The 21,062-nt window shown below is 70.7% G+C and carries 20 protein-coding genes; 16 read left to right on the forward strand and 4 right to left on the reverse strand.

Features of this window, described 5'->3' with window-relative positions:
• Positions 1-332: 332 nt before the first annotated feature.
• Positions 333-662 carry an FmdB family zinc ribbon protein gene (locus tag QFW80_RS16405; protein ID WP_280603099.1) on the forward strand — a complete coding sequence of 110 codons (330 nt, stop codon included), beginning with the start codon at positions 333-335 and terminating at the stop codon, positions 660-662.
• An 89-nt stretch (positions 663-751) separates the two neighbouring features.
• On the opposite strand, the gene QFW80_RS16410 is transcribed toward QFW80_RS16405, so the two are convergent.
• Together QFW80_RS16410 and QFW80_RS16415 are read right to left on the reverse strand one after the other, a co-directional pair.
• Positions 752-1,045: a hypothetical protein gene (locus QFW80_RS16410; RefSeq protein WP_280603100.1), complete on the reverse strand. Its 294-nt coding sequence runs from the start codon at positions 1,043-1,045 to the stop codon at positions 752-754.
• A 69-nt stretch (positions 1,046-1,114) separates the two neighbouring features.
• The gene (locus QFW80_RS16415) at positions 1,115-3,223 is read right to left on the reverse strand and encodes a phosphoglycerol transferase I (protein WP_280603101.1); all 2,109 of its coding nucleotides are present in this window, start codon (positions 3,221-3,223) and stop codon (positions 1,115-1,117) included.
• 231 nt (positions 3,224-3,454) lie between these two features.
• On the opposite strand from QFW80_RS16415, the gene aspS reads away from it, so the two are divergent.
• The 7 genes from aspS to QFW80_RS16450 all read left to right on the forward strand — a co-directional run bounded on the left by aspS (position 3,455) and on the right by QFW80_RS16450 (position 10,831).
• Positions 3,455-5,230, forward strand: a complete 1,776-nt coding sequence (gene aspS / locus QFW80_RS16420) for an aspartate--tRNA ligase (RefSeq protein ID WP_280603103.1) — start codon at positions 3,455-3,457, stop codon at positions 5,228-5,230.
• Positions 5,231-5,349: 119 nt separating this feature from the next.
• Entirely contained in the window at positions 5,350-5,904 is a 555-nt protein-coding gene (locus QFW80_RS16425) for a GNAT family N-acetyltransferase (RefSeq protein ID WP_280603105.1), read from the forward strand.
• A gap of 114 nt (positions 5,905-6,018) precedes the next feature.
• Positions 6,019-6,738 (forward strand): esterase/lipase family protein, encoded by a 720-nt coding sequence (locus tag QFW80_RS16430; RefSeq protein WP_280603106.1) that lies wholly within the window; start codon positions 6,019-6,021, stop codon positions 6,736-6,738.
• A 30-nt stretch (positions 6,739-6,768) separates the two neighbouring features.
• Positions 6,769-7,500, forward strand: a complete 732-nt coding sequence (locus QFW80_RS16435; protein WP_280603107.1) for a YebC/PmpR family DNA-binding transcriptional regulator — start codon at positions 6,769-6,771, stop codon at positions 7,498-7,500.
• Positions 7,501-7,594: 94 nt separating this feature from the next.
• Entirely contained in the window at positions 7,595-8,116 is a 522-nt protein-coding gene (gene ruvC / locus QFW80_RS16440) for a crossover junction endodeoxyribonuclease RuvC (protein WP_280603109.1), read from the forward strand.
• A gap of 175 nt (positions 8,117-8,291) precedes the next feature.
• The gene (gene ruvA, locus QFW80_RS16445) at positions 8,292-8,882 is read left to right on the forward strand and encodes a Holliday junction branch migration protein RuvA (protein ID WP_280603111.1); all 591 of its coding nucleotides are present in this window, start codon (positions 8,292-8,294) and stop codon (positions 8,880-8,882) included.
• 32 nt (positions 8,883-8,914) lie between these two features.
• Positions 8,915-10,831, forward strand: a complete 1,917-nt coding sequence (locus tag QFW80_RS16450) for a potassium transporter Kup (RefSeq protein WP_280603113.1) — start codon at positions 8,915-8,917, stop codon at positions 10,829-10,831.
• Positions 10,832-10,835: 4 nt separating this feature from the next.
• Here QFW80_RS16450 and QFW80_RS16455 read toward each other — a convergent pair whose 3' ends face one another.
• Together QFW80_RS16455 and QFW80_RS16460 are read right to left on the reverse strand one after the other, a co-directional pair.
• Positions 10,836-11,516, reverse strand: coding sequence for a potassium channel family protein (locus tag QFW80_RS16455; RefSeq protein ID WP_280603115.1), 681 nt, complete (start codon positions 11,514-11,516; stop codon positions 10,836-10,838).
• Positions 11,509-12,840: a TrkH family potassium uptake protein gene (locus QFW80_RS16460; RefSeq protein ID WP_280603117.1), complete on the reverse strand. Its 1,332-nt coding sequence runs from the start codon at positions 12,838-12,840 to the stop codon at positions 11,509-11,511. The genes QFW80_RS16455 and QFW80_RS16460 overlap by 8 nt, the downstream gene beginning before the upstream one ends.
• 163 nt (positions 12,841-13,003) lie before the next feature.
• On the opposite strand from QFW80_RS16460, the gene QFW80_RS16465 reads away from it, so the two are divergent.
• From QFW80_RS16465 to ruvB, 8 genes are all read left to right on the forward strand, one after another.
• Positions 13,004-14,293: a diguanylate cyclase gene (locus tag QFW80_RS16465; RefSeq protein WP_280603119.1), complete on the forward strand. Its 1,290-nt coding sequence runs from the start codon at positions 13,004-13,006 to the stop codon at positions 14,291-14,293.
• Between the two features lie 150 nt (positions 14,294-14,443).
• The gene (locus QFW80_RS16470) at positions 14,444-15,451 is read left to right on the forward strand and encodes an LLM class flavin-dependent oxidoreductase (RefSeq protein WP_280603120.1); all 1,008 of its coding nucleotides are present in this window, start codon (positions 14,444-14,446) and stop codon (positions 15,449-15,451) included.
• A gap of 145 nt (positions 15,452-15,596) precedes the next feature.
• A complete protein-coding gene (napE, locus tag QFW80_RS16475) occupies positions 15,597-15,758 on the forward strand; it encodes a periplasmic nitrate reductase, NapE protein (RefSeq protein ID WP_280603404.1) in 162 nt (53 codons plus the stop codon).
• Positions 15,759-15,936: 178 nt separating this feature from the next.
• Positions 15,937-16,245, forward strand: coding sequence for a chaperone NapD (locus QFW80_RS16480; protein WP_280603121.1), 309 nt, complete (start codon positions 15,937-15,939; stop codon positions 16,243-16,245).
• A complete protein-coding gene (gene napA / locus QFW80_RS16485) occupies positions 16,242-18,743 on the forward strand; it encodes a periplasmic nitrate reductase subunit alpha (protein WP_280603122.1) in 2,502 nt (833 codons plus the stop codon). The genes QFW80_RS16480 and napA overlap by 4 nt, the downstream gene beginning before the upstream one ends.
• Position 18,744: 1 nt before the next feature.
• Positions 18,745-19,287 (forward strand): nitrate reductase cytochrome c-type subunit, encoded by a 543-nt coding sequence (locus tag QFW80_RS16490; protein ID WP_280603124.1) that lies wholly within the window; start codon positions 18,745-18,747, stop codon positions 19,285-19,287.
• Positions 19,284-19,934 carry a NapC/NirT family cytochrome c gene (locus QFW80_RS16495; RefSeq protein WP_280603126.1) on the forward strand — a complete coding sequence of 217 codons (651 nt, stop codon included), beginning with the start codon at positions 19,284-19,286 and terminating at the stop codon, positions 19,932-19,934. The genes QFW80_RS16490 and QFW80_RS16495 overlap by 4 nt, the downstream gene beginning before the upstream one ends.
• 47 nt (positions 19,935-19,981) lie before the next feature.
• Positions 19,982-21,019, forward strand: coding sequence for a Holliday junction branch migration DNA helicase RuvB (ruvB, locus tag QFW80_RS16500; RefSeq protein WP_280603127.1), 1,038 nt, complete (start codon positions 19,982-19,984; stop codon positions 21,017-21,019).
• The last annotated feature ends 43 nt before the right edge of the window (positions 21,020-21,062 follow it).

A 21,062-nucleotide genomic window follows, 5' to 3' on the forward strand; every position in this document is an offset into this window, starting at 1 on the left:
GCTACGCGCCGGTATGCCGCACCCGGCGGATGGAGGGCCGAGTCCGGGGCGGTGCGATGCAGGTCCGTAGCCCGGATAAGCGAAGCGCATCCGGGACGCAACGCACGTGTCACCGCGCCGACGGTGGAATCGGGTTCCCGGATGCGGCCTTCGGCCTTGTCCTGGCGACGCGTCCCTACGCCGAGCCCGGCGCGCGGGGCCGAGCGGGAGAGCGACGTGATGCGCATGCCCTGCGCAGGGCGGCGGATGCGGCGTCGTGGTCGCCGCGGGACTTGATTTCGCGCGCGGTGGCCCCAGACTGCGCGCTCGAAACAGACTTCCCGTCGCATCCCATGCCCATCTATGCCTTCCGTTGCGAGCAGTGCGGCCACGCCTTCGACCGCCTGCAGAAGCTGTCCGACCCCGATCCCGAACAGTGCCCGGCCTGCGGCGCCAGCGCCGTGCGCCGCGCGCTGACCGCGCCCGCGTTCCGGCTGGCCGGTGGCGGCTGGTACGAGACCGACTTCAAGAAGGACGGGGACCGCAAGCGCAACCTGGCCGAAGGTGGCGAGGGTGCCGCCAAGCCCGACGCCGACGCGAAGAAGCCCGACGCCGCCAAACCGGCAGGCGAGAAGCCGGCCGCCACCCCCGCCCCGGCGCCAGCGAAGGCCGCCGACGCCTGATCCGCAGGCTGCCGTGCCGTCCACGGTGTCGGCGAGCACTCGTGATGTGAGGTCGCGATGGCGCCAGCTGGGCGGCTGGTCACGGCCTGTCAGGCCGCCTGTTTCGCCCGCAAGGTCAGCCGACGGTCCGTCGACGTTCGCGCCTGAGAACGGCGTCGCACGCGCAGATCGGGATCACTGACGACATCCAGCCGCTCCAGCCACGTGGTCGCTGCAGCCTGTGGCGAATGTCCGGCGGCCGGGCGGTCGCTGCGGACGGTTGCCGGGATCGCGACCGGCCCGACCAGGCCGGCACCTTGCGCCTGTCGCCGCACCTGCATTTCGGCGAGATCGCGCCGTGGCGCGTCGTGGCCGCGCTGAAGGGGGCGCACGGCGATGGACAAGTGCAGGCTGCGAATTCACAAGCCGCAGAAACCTCCGTGCCGCGTCGGCGACCGCGCCGCCACGATGCCTCAGCCGCGCGAGCCGGCCCCGGTGCGCACCATCGCCATGCTGTCGACTTCCATGAATTCGGCCCAGTCGAGCCAGGCGCGGATCTCGAGGTCCTCAATGCGCTCGTCCACGCCGACCCGCAGCCGGATCGGGCGGTCCGGGTCGCGGCCTTCGGGATCGATCCATTCGCGCAGCACGACCCGTCCGTCGGAGGCGATCGCTTCCAGCCAGAACGCGTGGCTCGGCCACTCCCGCGGATGCAGGCGCAGCTGGTACTCGCCCGCCACCACCGCCGACTCGGCGCCGAGCCAGACCGCGCGCCGGGGCCGCGGACGCGGGCCGGCCGAGGCGTCGAGCGGCGCGTCGACGCGCACGCCGCGCTCGAGGTCGGCGCCCGCGAACAGTTTCATGTTGTTGCCGGCATCCACCAGCAGCGCGCACCACTCGCCGCGCAGCGCGCCGCCGTCGAAGGCGGTGCAGCGGTCGACGTAGGCGCGCACGTTGGCGGGGTCGTCGATGCCGAACTGGCGCGGCGCGTCCTCCATGGTGATCGCGCCCAGACCCCAGTCGGTGTCGTACTCGATCATCACCGGCGGCTTGACGTGCTGCAGCCCGAGCCGCAGCTGGCCGTCCTCGACCCGCAGGGTGCGCACGTCGCCGCCGGTCCACAGGCTGCGGGCATAGGCCAGGTAGGGCGCGAAATCGCCGTCGTCCGTCAGCGCGGCGCGGGTGGCGCCATCGTGCGCCGGCGCCAGCAGCGAACGGCCGAAACCGACCGCGCCCTGCGCCGGATCGAGCAGCGACAGCAGGGTCGCGCCGCTGTCGAGCACGGAGCCCGGCACGGTCATCTGCCGGGGCTTCACGCCCGGCGCCAGGAACACCAGCAGGTTCTCGCGCGGCATGTCCTTCAGCACGTGGCTGAGGTGGTTGGGCATCGCCAGGTGGTCGGAGGCCAGCACGATCAGGGTGTCGGCCGCGTACGGGCTGGTGCGAATCCGTTCGACCAGCCGCGACACGAGGCGATCGCTGCACTTGAGCGCATTGAGCAGGCCGATCTCGCCGTGCGCGCTGCGGTAGCGCACGTCGCGGCACGCGACCGGCAGGTGGCCGGCCGGGTGGTGGGTGTCCATCGTCAGTGCGCTGAGCATGAACGGTGCGCCGGCAGCCGACAGCGACATGAAGGTCTCGAACGCGTCGTCGAGCAGCACGTCGTCGTGCACGCCCCAGTTGGAGAAGTGCTCGGGCGCGATGCCGGCCGCGCGGTAGTGCGCCTGGTCGCGCACCTCGTCGAAGCCATGGCGCTGGAGGAAGCTGCCCTTGGCCGCGAACGCGGCGTCGGCGCCGCCCAGGAACACGTTGCGGTAGCCCTGGGCCTTGAGATAGTCGGGCAGGCAGTGCGCGCCGGGCAGGAACTCGCGCATGCGGCCGAGGCTGTTCTCGTCGCCGCGGGCGGTGGTCAGCGGCACCCCGCACAGCGAGCCGACGATGCCGGCGATGGTCCAGCCGGTCCCCTCGGGAGAGGCGATGCCGCGGAAGTCCAGTCCCTGGCGCACCAGCGTCGACAGGTTCGGCATCAGGTCGGGGAACACGTCCTGGTCGAGGTAGGTGCGCTCCAGGCTCTCGCCGTAGATCCAGACGATGTTCTTCGGCTGCGCGATCGGGCCCGCGGGCACGACGTATTCCGCGGCCACCGGGCCCGCATCGACGGGGGCCAGCTGCCGCTGCAGGCGGCGCGCGTCCGCATAGAGCGGGCTGGCCAGCACCGCGGCCACGAAGACCACCGCGAACCCGGCCGCGACCGCACCGTCCGGGTGCCGTCCGCGCAGTCGGCGCAGGCGGCCGCGCAGCGGGCCGACCAGCAGCAGCGGCGAGAGCGACAGCAGGAGCAGGCCGCCGAACATCCACAGCTCGGCGCCGAATTCGGCCACCCCTGCGCCCTGCATGCCGGCCTGCAGGTGGTACAGGGTGGCCGCATCGATGCCGTTGCCGCTCAGGCGGTCCACCAGCCACCACGCGCTCAGGCCCGCGAGCAGCAGCGAGACCAGTGCCGCCTTGGTCCACGCCAGCCGTTCCCCGGCCACCAGCAGGTAGCCGAGCAACAGCAGCAGCGACAGCAGGACGATCGACATGCGGCGCGGTTCTCGCTCTCGGAAACGGGGCCGGACCACGGCCCGGGAACGGCGACCGTATTGACACCGTGCTGTCATATTGCTGAACCGGGTGTCGACAGCGGCGGTGCGCGTCGGGGACGCGAGGGGTCCGGATCGCCCTGCCTGCAGGGGCCGTGGCGGGCAGAAGCGGCTAGAATCGCGGGTTTGCCGGCCATGCACCGGCCTGTCATCTTCCGGAGTCGTCGTTCCATGCGTACCCATTTCTGCGGCCTGATCGACGAGTCGCTGATCGGCCAGCCCGTGACCCTGTGCGGCTGGGCCGACGTCGCCCGCAACCTCGGCGGCGTGTGCTTCATCGACCTGCGCGACCACGAAGGCATCGTGCAGGTGGTCGCCGAGCCGTCGCAGGCCGAGGGCAATGCCGCGGTGGTGGCCGCGGCCGAACAGGTGGGCTACGAGGACTGCCTGCGCATCACCGGCACCGTGCGCCGCCGCCAGTCGGTGAACGCGAAGATCCGCACCGGGCAGGTGGAAGTGGTGGCCGAGCGCATCGAGGTGCTGAACAAGGCCGAGCCGCTGCCGTTCCACCATCACGAGAACCCGGGCGAGGAGACGCGGCTGACCTACCGCTACCTCGACCTGCGCCATCCCGAGATGCAGCGGCGCATGCGCACGCGCACCAAGCTGGTGAGCGCGCTGCGCCACTGGCTCGACGCGCGCGGCTTCCAGGACATCGAGACCCCGATCCTGACCAAGGCCACGCCGGAAGGCGCGCGTGACTTCCTGGTGCCGGCGCGCATGCATCCGGGCGAGTTCTACGCGCTGCCGCAGTCGCCCCAGCTGTTCAAGCAGATCCTGATGATGGCGGGCTTCGACCGCTACTACCAGATCGCACGCTGCTTCCGCGACGAGGCCCTGCGCGCCGACCGCCAGCTGGAATTCACCCAGCTCGACATGGAGTTCGCGTGGGTGTCCGAGCGCGACGTGCAGGACACGGTCGAGGCGATGGTCCGCGACGTGTTCCGCGAGGTGGCCGGGGTCGAACTCGCCCCCGAATTCCCGCGCATGACCTACGTCGAGGCGATGCGCCGCTACGGATCGGACAAGCCGGACCTGCGCATCGCGCTGGAGCTGGTCGACGTCGCCGAACTGGTGAAGGACAGCGGCTTCGCCGTGTTCACCGGCCCGGCCAGCGAGGCCGGCGGCCGGGTCTGCGCGCTGCGCATCCCGGGTGGCGCCTCGCTCTCGCGCAAGCAGATCGACGAATACGCCGCGCACGCCGGCAAGTACGGCGCGAAGGGCCTGGCGTACATCAAGATCGCCGGGAACGGCGAAGTGTCGTCGCCGATCCAGAAGTTCTTCGACGAGGCCGCCTTCGCCGCGCTGGTGGCGCACGTCGGCGCCGGCAACGGCGACCTCGTGTTCTTCGGCGCCGGCAAGTACTCGACCGTCAGCGATTTCATGGGCGCGGTGCGCCTGAAGGCCGGCAGGGACTTCGGCTTGGTCAACGATGGCTGGGCGCCGCTGTGGGTCACCGACTTCCCGATGTTCGAATGGGACGAGGAGGCGCAGCGCTACGTGGCCCTGCATCATCCTTTCACCGCGCCGGCGGTGGACGACGAGGCCGACCTGCGCGCGAACGCGGCCACGGCCGTGTCGCGCGGCTACGACATGGTGCTCAACGGCAACGAGATCGGCGGCGGCTCGATCCGCATCCATCGATCAAGGATGCAGTCGGCCGTGTTCGAGCTGCTGGGCATCGGCAAGGAGGAGGCGGAGCTCAAGTTCGGCTTCCTGCTCGATGCGCTCAAGTACGGCGCGCCGCCGCATGGCGGCATCGCCTTCGGCATCGACCGCATCGCCGCGCTGATGGCCGGCACCGACTCGATCCGCGACGTGATCGCCTTCCCCAAGACCACCAGCGCACAGTGCCTGATGACCGGTGCGCCGTCGCCGGTGCCGGATGCGCAACTGGCCGAGGTGCACATCCAGGTGCGTGCGCGGACCTCATCTGCTGCGCAGTGAGTCCCCCCACGATTCCGCAGAGCGGAATCGCGGGCCCCGGCGCATTCCCCCAGATCCCCTGCGGCTGTCGCCGCGCCCCCCTTGACTCAAAGGGGGGCTCTACGCCTGAGTGTTCCCGTATGACCGGACGAACCGCTGACACTGGCTCTGAAGGCGGACCGACGCTCCGCCGCGCCACTGTGGCGGACGCCGAAATCCTGTCGGCGCTGGCCACGCGCACCTTCAGCGAGACCTTCGGGCACCTGTATCCGCCCGCGGACCTGGCGGCGTTCCTGGCCGAGGCCTACGCCGTCGGGCGGCAACGCACGATCCTGGCCCATGCCGACTATGCGGTCTGGCTGGCCGAACAGGACGGGCAGGCCATCGGCCACGTCGCCGCCGGGCCCTGCGGCCTGCCGCATCCCGAGGTCGCGACGGGCGATGGCGAGATCAAGCGCCTGTACGTGCTGCGCGGCCACCAGTCGGGCGGCCTGGGCGGCCGGCTGATGGACGCCGCGATGGGCTGGCTGCTGCAGCGCGGCCCGCGCACGCTGTGGGTCGGCGTATGGTCGGAGAACACGGGTGCGCAGCGCTTCTACGGGCGCTACGGCTTCGACCTGGTGGGCGAGTACATCTTCCCGGTCGGCGCCACGCGCGACCTCGAGTTCATCCTGCGCCGCCCGGCGTCCGGCTAGCCGGCGCGCGCACGGCGAAGCGCGAAAGCGCCGCCCGCCGGGCGCGAAGGCCGGAACGATGGCCCGGCGCGGGACGGACTTGCACCGCGCGGCAGCGGGCGGCCCAATGGCGACATGTCCCCGCGCCCCGACGCCACCTCGACCGCCTCTGCGGCTGCAAGCGACCCGTCCCATGCGCGCGCCGCAGATGTCGCATGCGCGCCGCGCCCGGTGCTGCTGATCCACGGCATCTGGAACGCGGGCCTGTGGCTGTCGCCGCTGGCGGCGAAGCTGCGCGCGGCGGGATTCAGCCCGCGCATCTGGGCCTACGACAGCATCCGCGGCGGCGCGGCCGCGGCGGCGCAGGCGCTGGTCGAACGGCTGCGTGGCGGGCCGGAGACCGACATCGTCGGCCACAGCCTGGGTGGCCTGGTGGCGCTGGAAGCGCTGCGGATCGCGCCGGACCTGCCGGTGCGTCGGGTCGTCTGCCTGGGATCGCCCCTGTGCGGCAGCGGCACCGCGCGGGTGCTGCAGGCGCGGCGCTGGTCCTCGCCGATCCTCGGGCGCAGCGCGGACCTGCTCTCGCGCGGCTTCGAGCGCTGGGAGGGCCCGGCCGAGGTGGGCGTGGTGGCCGGCTGCGTGCCGCGCGGGCTGGGGCGGGTGCTGGCGGCGGTCGACCGCGACTCCGACGGCACCGTCGCGATCGCCGAAACCCGCCTGCCGGGCGTGTGCGACCACTGCCTGGTCCGCTGCAGCCACACCGGCCTGGTGCTGTCGCCCGAGGCGGCCCGCCAGGCGGCGGTGTTCCTGCGCACGGGCCACTTCGACCATGGCGACGGGCCGCAAAACGTATAATCCGCCGCTTCGCCACCAATCCTACCGAGCATGGGCCGCGGTCCTTCCATCGAAGCACGCAAGAACGCCGTCGACGCGCAGCGCGGCAAGATCTTCACCAAGATCATCCGCGAGATCGGCGTGGCCGCCCGCGCGGGCGGCGGCGATCCGGCCGGCAACCCGCGCCTGCGCGCGGCGATCGACAAGGGCCTGTCGGTCAACATGTCCAAGGACGTGATCGAGCGCGCGATCAAGAAGGCGACGGGCGAGCTGGAAGGCGTGGAATACGAGGAGATCCGCTACGAGGGCTACGCGCCCGGCGGTGTGGCGGTGATCGTCGACTGCCTCACCGACAACCGCGTGCGCACCGTGGCCGACGTGCGCCACGCCTTCGGCAAGTTCGGAGGCAACCTCGGCACCGAGGGCTCGGTGGCCTTCATGTTCCGCAAGCTCGGCGTGCTGTCGTTCCCGGCCGGCAGCGACGAGGACCGGGTGACCGAGGCCGCGATCGAGGCCGGGGCCGAGGACGTGGTGGTGTACCCGGAGGACGGCGCGATCGACGTGATCACGACGCCGGAGGCCTTCTCCGCCGTGCGCGACGCGATGGCGGCTACCGGCGCCACGCCGGAGATCGCCGAGGTCACCATGCGCGCCGACAACGACATCGCCGTCGACGGCGAGACCGCGCAGCAGGTGGTCAAGCTGCTGCGCTGGCTGGAGGACATGGACGACGTGCAGAGCGTGTACTCCAACGCGCAACTCGGCGACGAGGCGTACGGGTGACACCGGGCCTGCGGGCCCCTGGCCCCTGGATGCGGCGCGACGCCGGTCCGACGGCGGCCGGACCCCTTCGCGACCCCGATCCCCGGTGCCGTGCATGACCCGCATCCTCGGCATCGACCCCGGGTCCCAGCGCACCGGCGTGGGCATCATCGACGTCGACGAGGCCGGCCGGTCGACCCACGTGTTCAATACCGCGCTGGTGCTGCTCGGGGAGGGCGATTTCGCGTCGCGGCTCAAGCGGCTGCTGGTCGGGCTGTCGGACGTGATCGAGCAGTGGCGGCCGCACGAGGTGGCGATCGAGCGCGTGTTCATGGCGCGCAATCCCGATTCGGCGCTCAAGCTCGGCCAGGCGCGCGGCGCGGCGATCAGCGCCGTGGTGCTGCGCGACCTGCCGGTGCACGAGTACGCGGCCAAGGAAGTGAAGCTGGCCCTGGTCGGCAAGGGCGGGGCGGAGAAGGCGCAGATCCAGCACATGGTCGGGATCATGCTCAACCTGCACGGCAAGCTGCAGGCCGATGCGGCCGACGCGCTGGCGATCGCCATCACCCACGCGCACGTGCGCGCCACCGCGAAGCGGCTGGGCGTGAGCGCGCAGCAGGCCTGGAGCCGCAAATGAGCGGTCCTGTCACCGCAGGGCGCGTCGCCGCCGAGCCGGCCGCGGGCATCGCGACGCGGCCGGGGCGCCGGCACGTGCAGGCCGCCCGGTCCGCATCCGCGTCTGCAGCGGGTCGGTCCACCTGGGTCGAGCGGAGCGATGTCGTGGCCGGGATGTGGATGTCGCAGGTGCGCGCATGATCGGCCGGCTCAAGGGCGTGCTGGTGCACAAACAGCCGCCCTGGCTGGTGGTCGACGTCCACGGCGTCGGCTACGAGCTGGAGGCGCCGATGAGCACCTTCTACGACCTGCCGGAGGTGGGGCGCGAGGTGTCGCTGTTCACGCACTATGCGCAGAAGGAAGACAGCGTCTCGCTGTACGGCTTCCTCACCGAGGCCGAGCGGCGGCTGTTCCGCGACGTGCAGAAGGTGACCGGCATCGGCGCGAAGATCGCGCTCGCGGTGCTGTCGGGCGCCTCGGTCAACCAGTTCGCGCTGCTGGTGCAGTCGGGCGACGTGACCGCGCTGACGCGGATCCCCGGGATCGGCAAGAAGACCGCCGAGCGCATCGTGGTGGAGCTGCGCGACCGGGCCGCGGACCTCGCATCCGGGCCGGCCGGCGCGCCCGGCGGGCCGCTGCCGGCCGATCCGCTGTCCGAAGCCACGATCGCGCTGCAGCAGCTCGGCTACAAGCCCGCGGAGGCGCAGAAGATGGCCAAGGCCGCCGCCGGCGAGGGCGACCGCGCTGAAACCATCATCCGGAAAGCGTTACAGTCCGCCCTTCGCTGACGGCCCCCACTGTCGCCCGAACCCGCTCCGACATGTCGCAGACATCCTCCCAGCCGCCGCAAGGGTCGGGCTCGCCATCGCACGGCCACGGCCGCGTCGGCCTGGCGGGACTGATCGTCGGCGCCATCGGCGTCGTCTTCGGCGACATCGGCACCAGCCCGCTGTACACGATCCGCGAGGCGTTCTCGCCTCACTACGGGCTGACCGCGCAGCACGACACCGTGCTCGGCCTGCTGTCGATGATCTTCTGGGCGCTGACGATCGTGGTCACGCTCAAGTACGTGACCATCATCATGCGCGCCGACAACGACGGCGAGGGCGGCATCATGGCGCTGATGGCGCTCGCCCAGCGCTGTTTCCCGAAGAACTCGCGGCCCGCCTACCTGGTCGGCATCTTCGGCATCTTCGGCGCCTCGCTGTTCTTCAGCGACGGGGTGATCACGCCCGCGATCTCGGTCCTTTCCGCGGTCGAAGGCCTGGAAGTGATCGCGCCACGACTGCACGACTGGATCGTGCCGGTGTCGCTGGTGGTCCTGGTGAGCCTGTTCGCCACCCAGCGCTTCGGCACCGCCAAGGTCGGGCGGGTGTTCGGGCCGATCACCCTGCTCTGGTTCCTGTCGCTGGCGGTGCTCGGGGTCGCGAACATCCTGCACGAACCGGAGGTGCTGCACGCGATCAATCCCTACTGGGCGGTGCACTTCTTCGTCGACCACACCTGGGGCGGGGTGTTCATCCTGGGCGCGGTCATCCTCGCGGTGACCGGTGGCGAGGCGATCTACACCGACATGGGCCACTTCGGCGCCAAGCCGATCCGCTACGCCTGGTACTTCTTCGTGCTGCCGTCGCTGATGCTCAACTACCTGGGCCAGGGCGCGCTGGTGCTGGAGGATCCGGCCGCGATCCGCAATCCGTTCTACGTGGGCGTGCCGGAATGGGCGCGGTGGCCGATGCTGGTGCTGGCCACGATGGCCACCGTGATCGCGTCGCAGGCGGTCATCACCGGCGGCTTCTCGGTCGTGCGCCAGGCCATGCAGCTGGGCTACATCCCGCGGATGCGGATCAACCACACCTCCAGCGACACCATCGGGCAGATCTACATCCCGGCGGTGAACTGGACCATGATGGTCATCGTCATCGCGCTGGTGCTCGGCTTCCGCACCTCCTCGGCGCTGGCGACCGCGTACGGCATCTCGGTCTCGATGACGATGCTGATCGACACCCTGCTGCTCGCCATCGTCGCGCGTGCACTGTGGCCGCGGTGGCGCAGGTGGGTGGTGCCGCTGTGCGCGCTGTTCCTGGTCATCGACGTGGCGTTCGTGGTCGCGAACGGCGCCAAGATCCTGCAGGGCGGGTGGTTCCCGGTCGTGCTCGGCGCGGTGCTGTTCACGATGCTGCGGACGTGGCGCCGTGGCCGCGACATCCTGCGCGAGGAGATGCAGAAGGAAGGCATCCGGCTGGACACGTTCATTCCCGGGCTCATGCTGGCGCCCCCGGTGCGGGTGGAAGGCACGGCGGTGTTCATGACCAGCGACCGCGGCGTGGTTCCCCACGCCTTGCTGCACAACCTCAAGCACAACAAGGTGCTGCACGAGCGCAACGTGTTCCTGACCGTCGAGACCCTGTCGGTTCCCTACTCGCACAAGCGGCTGAAGATCGAGGAGGTCGGGGAGGGCTTCTACCGCGTGCTGATCCGGTTCGGCTTCATGGAAACGCCGGACGTGCCGCGCGCCCTGATGGCCGCGTCCGACGTCAGCGACCTGTGCTTCGATCCGATGGACACCACGTTCTTCGCGAGCCGCGAGACGATCGTGGCCGGGAAGCATCGGGGCATGCCGGTATGGCGTGACAAGCTGTTCGCGCTCATGCACAGGAACGCGGCGCCGGCGTCGGGGTTCTTCCGCATCCCGGGCAACCGGCTGGTGGAGCTGGGCACGCAGGTGGAGATCTAGCGGCTCACGCCACCGCGGAGAAGCGTTCGACCTGCGCGGTAGGCCCGGAGACGATGAGCACGTCGCCATCCTCGACGATGGTGTCGGCCTTGGCGTAGATGAAGTCCCGGCGCCCGCGCTTGATCCCGACGATGGTGACGCCATGGCGGGTGCGCAGCGCCGATTCACTCAGCGTCTTCCCGGCGGCCTCGCGCGGCGCGCGGGTCTTGGCGATCGCGAAGCCGTCGTCGAACTCGATGAAATCGATCATCTTGCCGGTGACCAGGTGCGCCACGCGCTCGCCCATCGCGGCCTCGGGATAGACCACGTGGTGGGCGCCGGTGCGCTCGAGGATGCGGCCGTGCTTGGTGCTGGTGGCCTTGGCCCAGATGTCCGGCACCCCGAGCTCCTCCAGCGCCAGCACCGTCAGCACGCTGGCCTCGATGTCGGTGCCGATGCCCACCACCACATGGGCGAAGTCCTGCAGCCCGAGCTGGCGCAGCGCCTCGGTCGCGGTGCCGTCGGCCTGCACCACGTGGGTCAGGCGGTCGGCCCAGCGCTGGACGAGATCGGGGTTCTCGTCGATGCCGAGCACCTCGTGCCCCAGGTGCAGCAGGGAACTGGCGACCGCGCTGCCGAAGCGGCCCAGCCCGATGACCGCCACGCTGCCGTCGAGCGCGTGCGCGCGGGAAGTGGTACTAGCCAACGATCGGGCGCTCCTGTGGATAGCGGTAGGCCGGTGGCTGACGGCGCAGCGCCAGCGCGGTCACCAGGGTTACCGACCCGACGCGGCCGACGAACATCAGCACGATCAGGATACCTTGCCCCGCGGGCGGCAGCGTGGGGGTGACCCCCGTGGACAGCCCCACGGTGGCCGCCGCGGAGATCGCCTCGAACACCGCATCCTCCACGGCGAGGTCGGTCACGCTCAGGAGCGCCAGCGCGCCGAAGGCAACCACGGTCAGCGCCATCAGCACCACGGTCAGCGCCAGCCGCAGGGTCTCCTCCGGCACCCGGCGACGGAACACCACCGTGTCGCGGCTGCCGCGCGCCTCCGCCCACACCGCGTAGCCCAGCAACATGAATGTGGTCAGCTTGATGCCGCCGGCAGTCCCGGCGCTGCCGCCGCCGATGAACATCAGCGCCCAGTTCACCGCCTGCGTTTCGACCTGCATCGCACCCACGTCGACGGTGTTGAACCCCGCGGTACGCGCGGCCACCGAGTGGAACAGCGATCCCAGCAGCCGCTCGGGAATGGCGAGCGCGCCGAAGGTGGCCGGGTTGTGCCACTCGTACACGCCGATCAGCGCCGCCCCACCGGCCACCAGCAGCGCGCTGCCGTAGAGCGTCAGGCGCGTGTGCACGGACCAGCGCCGCCAGTCCATGCGCCGTCGCCACAACTCGTTGATGACGGGAAAGCCCAGCCCGCCCAGCAGCACCGCCAGGGTGATGGGCAGGATGATCAGGGCGTCGCCCGCCCACGAGACCAGGCTGTCGGACCGGGTCGAGAAGCCGGCGTTGTTGAAGGCCGACACCGCGTGGAACAGCCCATCCCACAGCGCCTGGCCCCAGGGCAGGCCATAGGCCAGGTGCAGCCGCAGCGCCAGCACCAGGGTCGTCGCGCCTTCCACCGCCACCGTTACCAGCACCACCATCCGCAGCACGTCGCGCACGTCGCCGAGCTGCACCCCGCGCGTTTCCGCCTGCGCCGCCAGCCGCGATTCCAGCCCCAGGCGGCCGGCGACCAGCAGGCCCAGCAGGGTGGCCCCGGTCATGATGCCGAAGCCGCCGGCCTGGAACAGCGCGAGGATGATCCACTGCCCCAGCCCCGACCAGTAGGTCGGGGTGTCGACCACGATCAGCCCGGTCACGCACACCGCTGAGGTCGAGGTGAACAACGCCGTGAGCAGCGGGGCGCCGACGCCGCCGGTGCGCGCGGCGGGCAGCATCAGCAGCGCCGTGCCGATCGCGATCAGGGCCAGGAACCCCAGCGGAACCAGCCGCGCCGGATGGCGGATACCCGTACGCAAGGCGGACTCCGTAGCGGATGAAGGACCGCCGGGTGCAATTCTGCCACCGCACGGCCGCCGATTCCCGTTGCCGCGCGCTGGCCGGCACGACTGCGTCGTGCACCGGGTTCAAGTTCCTGCCCCCGCGGCCGCTAAGTCCTGCGAGTGCCCGAAGGCGCAACGCATGACCCTGCTCCAGCCGATCGTCCCGAGTTCGCCCCTGCCGCAGCGCGTGCTGCTGGTGGAGAACTCGCGCGCGTACGTGCAGGCGGTGGCGGGGGCGATCGAGCAGAAGCTCGAGCTGCCGGTGATGGTGGCCTCGACCCTGGCCGAGGCCCGTGCCCTGCTGGCGCGCCACGACGACTGGTTCCTGGCGCTGACCGGCCTGGTGCTGGCCGATGGCGACCGCGACGAGGTGGTCAACTGCTTCCTCGAACGCGGCCTGTCGACCGTGGTGGTCACCGGCGTCTACGACGAGGACCTGCGCGAGCGCATGCTGCGGCGGCGGGTGATCGACTTCGTGCTCAAGAACACGCCGGGCAGCCTGGACTACATCGTCTGGCTGGTGAAGCGGCTCGAGCGCAACCGGCGCATCTCCGCGCTGGTGGTGGACGATTCGGCCGCGGCGCGCATGCACGCGGCCGCGCTGCTGGAGACCTACGGCTACCGCGTGGTGCAGGCGGCCGATGGCGAGGCCGCGCTGCGGGTGCTCGAGCGCGACCCGACCATCCGCCTGGCGATGGTCGACCAGGAGATGCCCGGCATGCAGGGCGTGGAGCTCACGCGCCGGCTGCGCGCGCTGCGCGCCCGCGACCGGGTGGCCGTGATCGGGGTGTCGGGACGCGAGGATCCGGACCTGGTGGCGCGCTTCCTCAAGAGCGGCGCCAACGATTTCCTGCGCAAGCCCTATTCGCGCGAGGAGTTCTTCTGCCGGGTGTCGCAGAACGTCGACCAGCTCGAGCTGATCGGCACCCTCCAGGACCTGGCCACCCGCGACTTCCTCACCGGACTGCCGAACCGGCGCCATTTCCTCGAGAACGCCGAACGCCTGGTACCGCAGATGCGCGGCGCGCGTCGGCCGCTGGCGATGGCGATCCTCGACATCGACCACTTCAAGCGCATCAACGACGGCTGGGGGCACGAGGCCGGCGACCACGCCCTGCGCGCGGTGGCGACCGCGCTGTCGGCGCACGCGCGGCCCGAGGACCACGTCGCCCGCTTCGGCGGCGAGGAATTCTGCCTGCTGGTGCCGGACCTCGCAGAGGACGCGCTGGAAGACTACTTCGACGGCCTGCGCCGGCGGATCGAGGACCTGAGCGTGCCGACGCCGTCGGGTGAGGTGCGCATGACGGTGAGCATCGGCGTGCGCACGGCCGCCGGCGGTGAGGAGTTGCACCGGCTGCTGGCCGAGGCCGACCGGCGGCTGTACCTGGCCAAGGCGGGCGGGCGCAACCGCGTGGTTGCGGCGGGGTAGGCACTCCTGCGATCAGTTTCTCCGGGCTAGGCCTCGGCCCGGGCGCTGCGGGCAGCGGCTACGGCAAACTCATGCGGGAGGGCTTCCCCACGGGGCCCGCTTCTCGCAATTGCCGCTGGAATTTGCGGCGCGCGCCCCAACCTCATGCGGATGTCGACCCAAGCCCCCCGCATTCCCTACGCCGTCCTCGACCTAGCCCCGGTGACCGAAGGCAGCACGCCGGCCGAGTCCTTCGCCAACTCGCTCGACCTGGCCCGCCACGCCGAGTCGCTGGGCTATTCGCGCTACTGGCTGGCCGAACACCACAACATGCCCGGCATCGCCAGCGCCGCGACCGCGGTGCTGATCGGCCATATCGCCGGCGGCACCTCGCGCATCCGCGTCGGCGCCGGCGGGGTGATGCTGCCCAACCACGCGCCGCTGCAGGTGGCCGAGCAGTTCGGCACCCTGGCCTCGCTGTACCCGGGGCGCATCGACCTCGGCCTGGGGCGCGCACCCGGCACCGACCAGCCGACCACGCGCGCGCTGCGCCGCTATTACGCCGGCGCGGACGCGTTCCCGTCCGACGTGATGGAGCTGCTGCGGTATTTCGAACCCGCGCAGCCCGGCCAGCCTGTGCAGGCGGTGCCGGGCGCCGGCCTCGACGTGCCGGTGTGGATCCTGGGCTCGAGCCTGTTCGGCGCCCAGCTCGCTGCCTCGCTCGGCCTCCCGTACGCATTCGCGTCGCACTTCGCGCCGGCGGCGATGACCGAGGCGCTGGCGCTCTACCACCGCGATTTCCGCCCGTCGAAGTACCTGCGCCAGCCGCACGCGATGCTGGCGCTGAACGTGGTCGCCGCCGACACCCGCGCCGAGGCCCAGCGCCTGTTCACCACCCAGCAGCAGAGCTTCGTGCGCCTGCGCCGCGGCACGCCGGGCCTGATCCCGCCGCCGGTCGACGATATCGAGGCGTTCTGGACTCCGCAGGAGAAGGCGATGGTGGCGCAGGCACTGTCCTGCGCCGTGGTCGGCGACCCGCAGGACGTGCGCGAGGGCATCGCCGCCTTCGCCGCCGCGCACCGGCCCGACGAGCTGATGCTCACCGCCAACATCTTCGACCACGCCGCGCGCCGGCATTCGTTCGCGCTGGCCGCGGCGGCATTCGCGCGCGCGGCATGATGCAGTGCAGCGTGCGCGGCGCATGCGTGATCGCGTTCGCATCCGTGCGGCGCGATGGCTGGACACGGGTGGTGGCGGTCGCGGACACGGAGTAGGCTAGGCCGCAGCACGCCACGTTTCGATCAGGGAGCGACTCGCCTTGGAAGTGCAGGCCGGCCAACCGGGCAAGCGGCGGGAACTGATCCTGTTCCTGTTCATCACCGTGGTGCTGTTTCCGCTGCTCTCCGTCCTGATCGTGGGCGGCTACGGCTTCGCCGTGTGGATCTACCAGATGATCGCCGGTCCGCCCGGTCCGCCGGTGCAGTGAGCGCGATGGCGATCGTGGGCGGCAGTGGGATCGCAGGGCTCCGGGTCGCCCCGCGTACGATTCCGCGGTCCCGGCCCGCGCGTGCGCATGCGCAGTGGGCGGTATCTCGTCGTCGGGCCTCGGCACGCGCCGGCGTCGCCGCGGGTCGCGCGGCCTGTCATCGGCAGGTGCGGCGGCAATGAAGGGCCGCGACGGTCCGCCCGCAAGCGAATGGCATGTCGCCAGCCTCGTGGTGCGCCACCGTCCCGACGCGATTCCCGCGCTCGCCACCGCCATCGCCGCCGCGCCCGGGTTCGAGCTCGCGCTGCAGGACCCGACCCGCAGCGTCCTGCTGCTCGAATGCGGCGGCACGTCCGTCGTGATGGATGGCATCGACCGGCTCAATGCCGTGCCCGGTATCTACGCCGTCAACCTCGTCTACCACCACGTCGAACCGCAGCCGCCCGACGACGGGCCGGCGGTCGCCTCCGCGGAGTCCATACGATGAGCACCAGCCGCCGTGACTTCATCCGCAACAGCGCCATCGCCAGCGCCGCCATGGCGGCGGGCATGCCGCTGCCCGCCCAGCTGGCGGATCCGGTGATGGAAGACAGCGCGGGGCTGAAGTGGAGCAAGGCGCCATGCCGCTACTGCGGCACGGGCTGCGGGATCAACGTCGCGGTGCACAACGGCCGGGTGGTCGCCACGCACGGGGACGTGCATGCCGAGGTCAACCGGGGGCTGAACTGCGTCAAGGGCTACTTTCTGTCCAAGGTGATGTACGGAGCCGACCGGCTCACCACGCCGCTGCTGCGCAAGAAGAACGGGGTCTACGACAAGCAGGGCGACTTCACTCCGGTGGACTGGGAGGAAGCGTTCGACGTGATGGCGGAGAAGTTCCGCGCCGTGCTCAGGGCCAAGGGCGGCGACGGCATCGGCATGTTCGGCTCCGGGCAGTGGACGGTGTGGGAGGGCTATGCGGCCAACAAGCTGATGAAGGCCGGCTTCCGCAGCAACCACATCGACCCCAACGCGCGCCACTGCATGGCCTCGGCGGTCACCGGCTTCATGCGGACCTTCGGCATGGACGAGCCGATGGGCTGCTACGACGACATCGAGGCCGCGGATGCGTTCGTGCTGTGGGGCTCGAACATGGCCGAGATGCACCCGATCCTGTGGACGCGCGTCACCGACCGGCGGCTGTCGAATGCGCACGTCAAGGTGGCGGTGCTGTCGACCTTCGAGCACCGCAGCTTCGACCTGGCCGACATCCCGATGGTGTTCAGGCCGCAGACCGACCTGGTGATCCTGAACTACATCGCCAACCACATCATCCAGTCGGGGCAGGTCAACCGCGAATTCGTCGACCGGCACACCAGCTTCAAGCGCGGCAACGACGACATCGGCTACGGCCTGCGCCCGGAGCATCCGTTGCAGGCGGCGGCGAAGAACGCCGGCGATCCCAACGGCGGCACCGCGATCGATTTCGACGAGTTCGCGCGCTTCGTGGCGCCGTACACGCTCGAGCGCACGGTGGAGATGACGGGCGTCGAGCGCGGCTGGCTGCAGCAGCTCGCGGAGCTGTACGCGGATCCGAAGGTCAAGGTGATGTCCTTCTGGACCATGGGCTTCAACCAGCACACGCGCGGCACGTGGGCCAACAACATGGTCTACAACATCCACCTGCTGACCGGGAAGATCGCGACGCCCGGCAACAGTCCGTTCTCGCTGACCGGACAGCCTTCGGCCTGCGGCACCGCGCGCGAGGTCGGCACCTTCAGCCACCGCCTGCCGGCGGACATGGTGGTGACCAATCCCGAGCACCGCCACCACGCCGAGGAGATCTGGAAGATTCCGCACGGGATCATCAAGGACAAGATCGGCTACCACGCGGTCGAGCACAACCGCGCGCTCAAGGACGGCAAGCTCAACGCCTACTGGGTGCAGGTCAACAACAACATGCAGGCCGCGGCCAACCTGCTCGAGGAGGGGTATCCCGGCTATCGCAACCCGGACAACTTCATCGTCGTGTCCGATGCCTATCCGACCGTCACCTGCCAGGCGGCCGACCTGATCCTGCCCTCGGCCATGTGGGTGGAGAAGGAGGGGGCCTACGGCAACGCCGAGCGCCGCACCCACTTCTGGCACCAGCTGGTCGACCCGCCCGGCGAGGCGCGATCGGACCTGTGGCAGTTGATGGAGTTCTCCAAGCGCTTCACCACCGACGAGTGCTGGCCGGCGGAGATCCTGGCCGCACACCCGGAGTTCCGCGGCAGGACCCTGTTCGACGTGCTCTACCGCAACGGCAAGGTCGACGCGTTCGGCGTCGACCAGATCGAGGCCGGTTACGCCAACCGCGAGGCCGAGGCCTTCGGCTTCTACGTGCAGAAGGGACTGTTCGAGGAGTACGCGGAATTCGGCCGCGGCCATGCGCACGACCTCGCGCCCTTCGACACCTACCACCAGGTGCGTGGCCTGCGTTGGCCGGTCGTCGATGGCAAGGAGACGCGCTGGCGCTACCGCGAGGGCGCCGATCCGTACGTCAAGCCGGGCAGGGGTTTCGAGTTCTACGGCAATCCGGATGGCCGCGCGGTGATCTGGGCGCTGCCCTACGAGCCGCCTGCCGAGTCGCCCGACGACGAATACGACCTGTGGCTGGTCACCGGGCGCGTGCTGGAGCACTGGCATTCGGGCTCGATGACCATGCGCGTCCCCGAGCTGTACCGCAGCTTCCCGTCGGCGGTGGTGTTCATGCACCCCGACGACGCGCGCGACCGCGGTCTCAAGCGCGGCGACGAGGTGTCGGTGGCCTCGCGCCGCGGTGCGATGCGCACGCGCGTGGAGACGCGCGGACGCAACCGCATGCCGCGCGGGGTGATCTTCGTGCCCTGGTTCGACGCGGCGCAGCTGATCAACAAGGTCACGCTCGATGCCACCGATCCGATCTCGAAGCAGACCGACTTCAAGAAGTGCGCGGCCCGCGTGGTCGCCGTGGGAGGGGCCTGACATGCGCGCACGCCGGCTCCTGCTCGTCGCCGCGGCGCTCGCCGCGGTGCTGTCCGCCTGCGGCCGCGACCGCGAACCGCGGCCGCAGGTGGTCGCCCCCGCGCCCGAGGTCGGTGCCCGCGGCAACCCGGCGACCGACATCGACGGCCTGCGCCGGCATGTGCCGATCACCACGGAGGTGACGCCGCTGCCGATGGCCGTCGTCGAGAACTTCGATCGCCGCCGCGGGCGCGCTTATCCGATGCAGCCGCCGACGATCCCGCACAGCATCGACGGCTACCAGGTCGACCTCAACTCCAATCGCTGCATGCTGTGCCACGCGCGCAGCACCGCGGCGCAGTTCCAGGCACCGGAAGTGAGCGTCACCCACTACATGGACCGCAACGACCAGTTCCTGGCCGAGATCTCGCCAAGGCGCTACTTCTGCGTGCAGTGCCACGTGGTGCAGACCGATGCCGAGCCGCTGGTGGCGAACGGGTTCCGCGACATCGACAGCCTGCTGCGCGACGAACGCGCCGCCCAGGCCGCGCAGGCGCGGCAATGAGCCTCCTGCGGCGCGCGCTCGACGTCCTGCGCGGGTTCTGGCGCCAGTTCAACGCGCCGGCGCGCTACCTCAGCCTCGGGTTCCTCACCTTGGGCGGCTTCCTGGCCGGCATCGTGTTCTGGGGCGGCTTCAACACCGCGCTCGAGGCCACCAATACCGAGGCGTTCTGCACCAGCTGCCACGAGATGCGCGACAACGTGTTCGAGGAACTCAAGACCACGATCCACTACAGCAACCGCTCCGGCGTGCGTGCCACCTGCCCGGACTGCCACGTGCCACACGACTGGACCGACAAGATCGCGCGCAAGATGCAGGCCTCCAAGGAGGTCTGGGGCAAGATCTTCGGCACCATCAACACGCGCGAGAAGTTCCTCGACCAGCGCCTGGTGCTGGCCACCCACGAATGGGCGCGGCTGAAGGCGAACGATTCGCTCGAATGCCGCAACTGCCACGACTACGACTCGATGGACCTCACGCGCCAGGCCAGCCGGGCCGCGCGCATCCACCGTACCTTCCTGGCGACCGGTGCGGCCACGTGCATCGACTGCCACAAGGGCGTGGCGCATCGGCTCCCGCACATGGCGGGGGTGGCGCAGGGCGTGCAGCCGCTGCCGGCCGGGGAGGCCGCGCCCGCCGCCGCGCACTGAAGCGTCCGGGCGGTGCGCGGCTGCGCGGCGCATGCGACCATAGCCCGATGGAAGACCCCCGCATCATCGGCGCCGGCGCGACCCGCGAGGACGACGCCGCCGAAGCCAGCATCCGCCCGAAGCGCCTGGCCGAGTATCTCGGCCAGCAGCCGGTGCGCGAGCAGATGGGCCTGTACATCGAGGCGGCCAAGCACCGGGGCGAGGCACTCGACCACGTCCTGATCTTCGGCCCGCCCGGGCTGGGCAAGACCACCCTCAGCCACGTGATCGCCAACGAGCTCGGCGTGAGCCTGCGGGTGACGTCGGGCCCGGTGATCGAGAAGGCCGGCGACCTGGCCGCGCTGCTGACCAACCTGCAGCCACACGACGTGCTGTTCATCGACGAGATCCACCGCCTCTCGCCCGTGGTCGAGGAGGTGCTGTACCCGGCGATGGAGGACTTCCAGCTCGACATCATGATCGGCGAGGGCCCGGCTGCGCGCTCGATCAAGATCGACCTGCCGCCGTTCACCCTGATCGGCGCCACCACGCGCGCGGGACTGCTGACCGCGCCGCTGCGCGACCGCTTCGGCATCGTCCAGCGGCTGGAGTTCTACAGCGCCGCGGAACTCACCCGGATCGTGCGCCGCGCGGCGACGATCCTGGGCGTGGATTGCGCCGAGGAAGGCGCGGCCGAGATCGCCCGCCGCTCGCGCGGCACCCCGCGCATCGCCAACCGCCTGCTGCGCCGGGTCCGCGACTTCGCCCAGGTGCGCGCGGCCGGCCGCATCGACCGTGACGTCGCCGATGCGGCGATGAAGATGCTCAAGGTCGATCCCGAAGGGTTCGACGACCTCGACCGGCGCCTGCTGAACCTGATCATCGAGAACTTCGACGGCGGCCCGGTGGGCGTGGACTCGCTGGCCGCGGCGCTGAGCGAGGAACGCGGGACGCTCGAGGACGTGATCGAGCCCTACCTGATCCAGCAGGGCTTCCTGGTGCGCACCGCGCGCGGGCGCATGGCGACGGTCAAGGCCTGGCGTCACCTGGGGCTGCAGCCGCGCAACGATCCCGGCGTCGCGGGCGAACCGGAGCAGCTGTTCTGATGGCGGCGCGGGCAGGGCGGACGGCAGCGCTTTGCGGGGAAGC

It is taken from the genome of Luteimonas rhizosphaericola, assembly GCF_029888045.1.
Lineage (GTDB): Bacteria > Pseudomonadota > Gammaproteobacteria > Xanthomonadales > Xanthomonadaceae > Luteimonas > Luteimonas rhizosphaericola.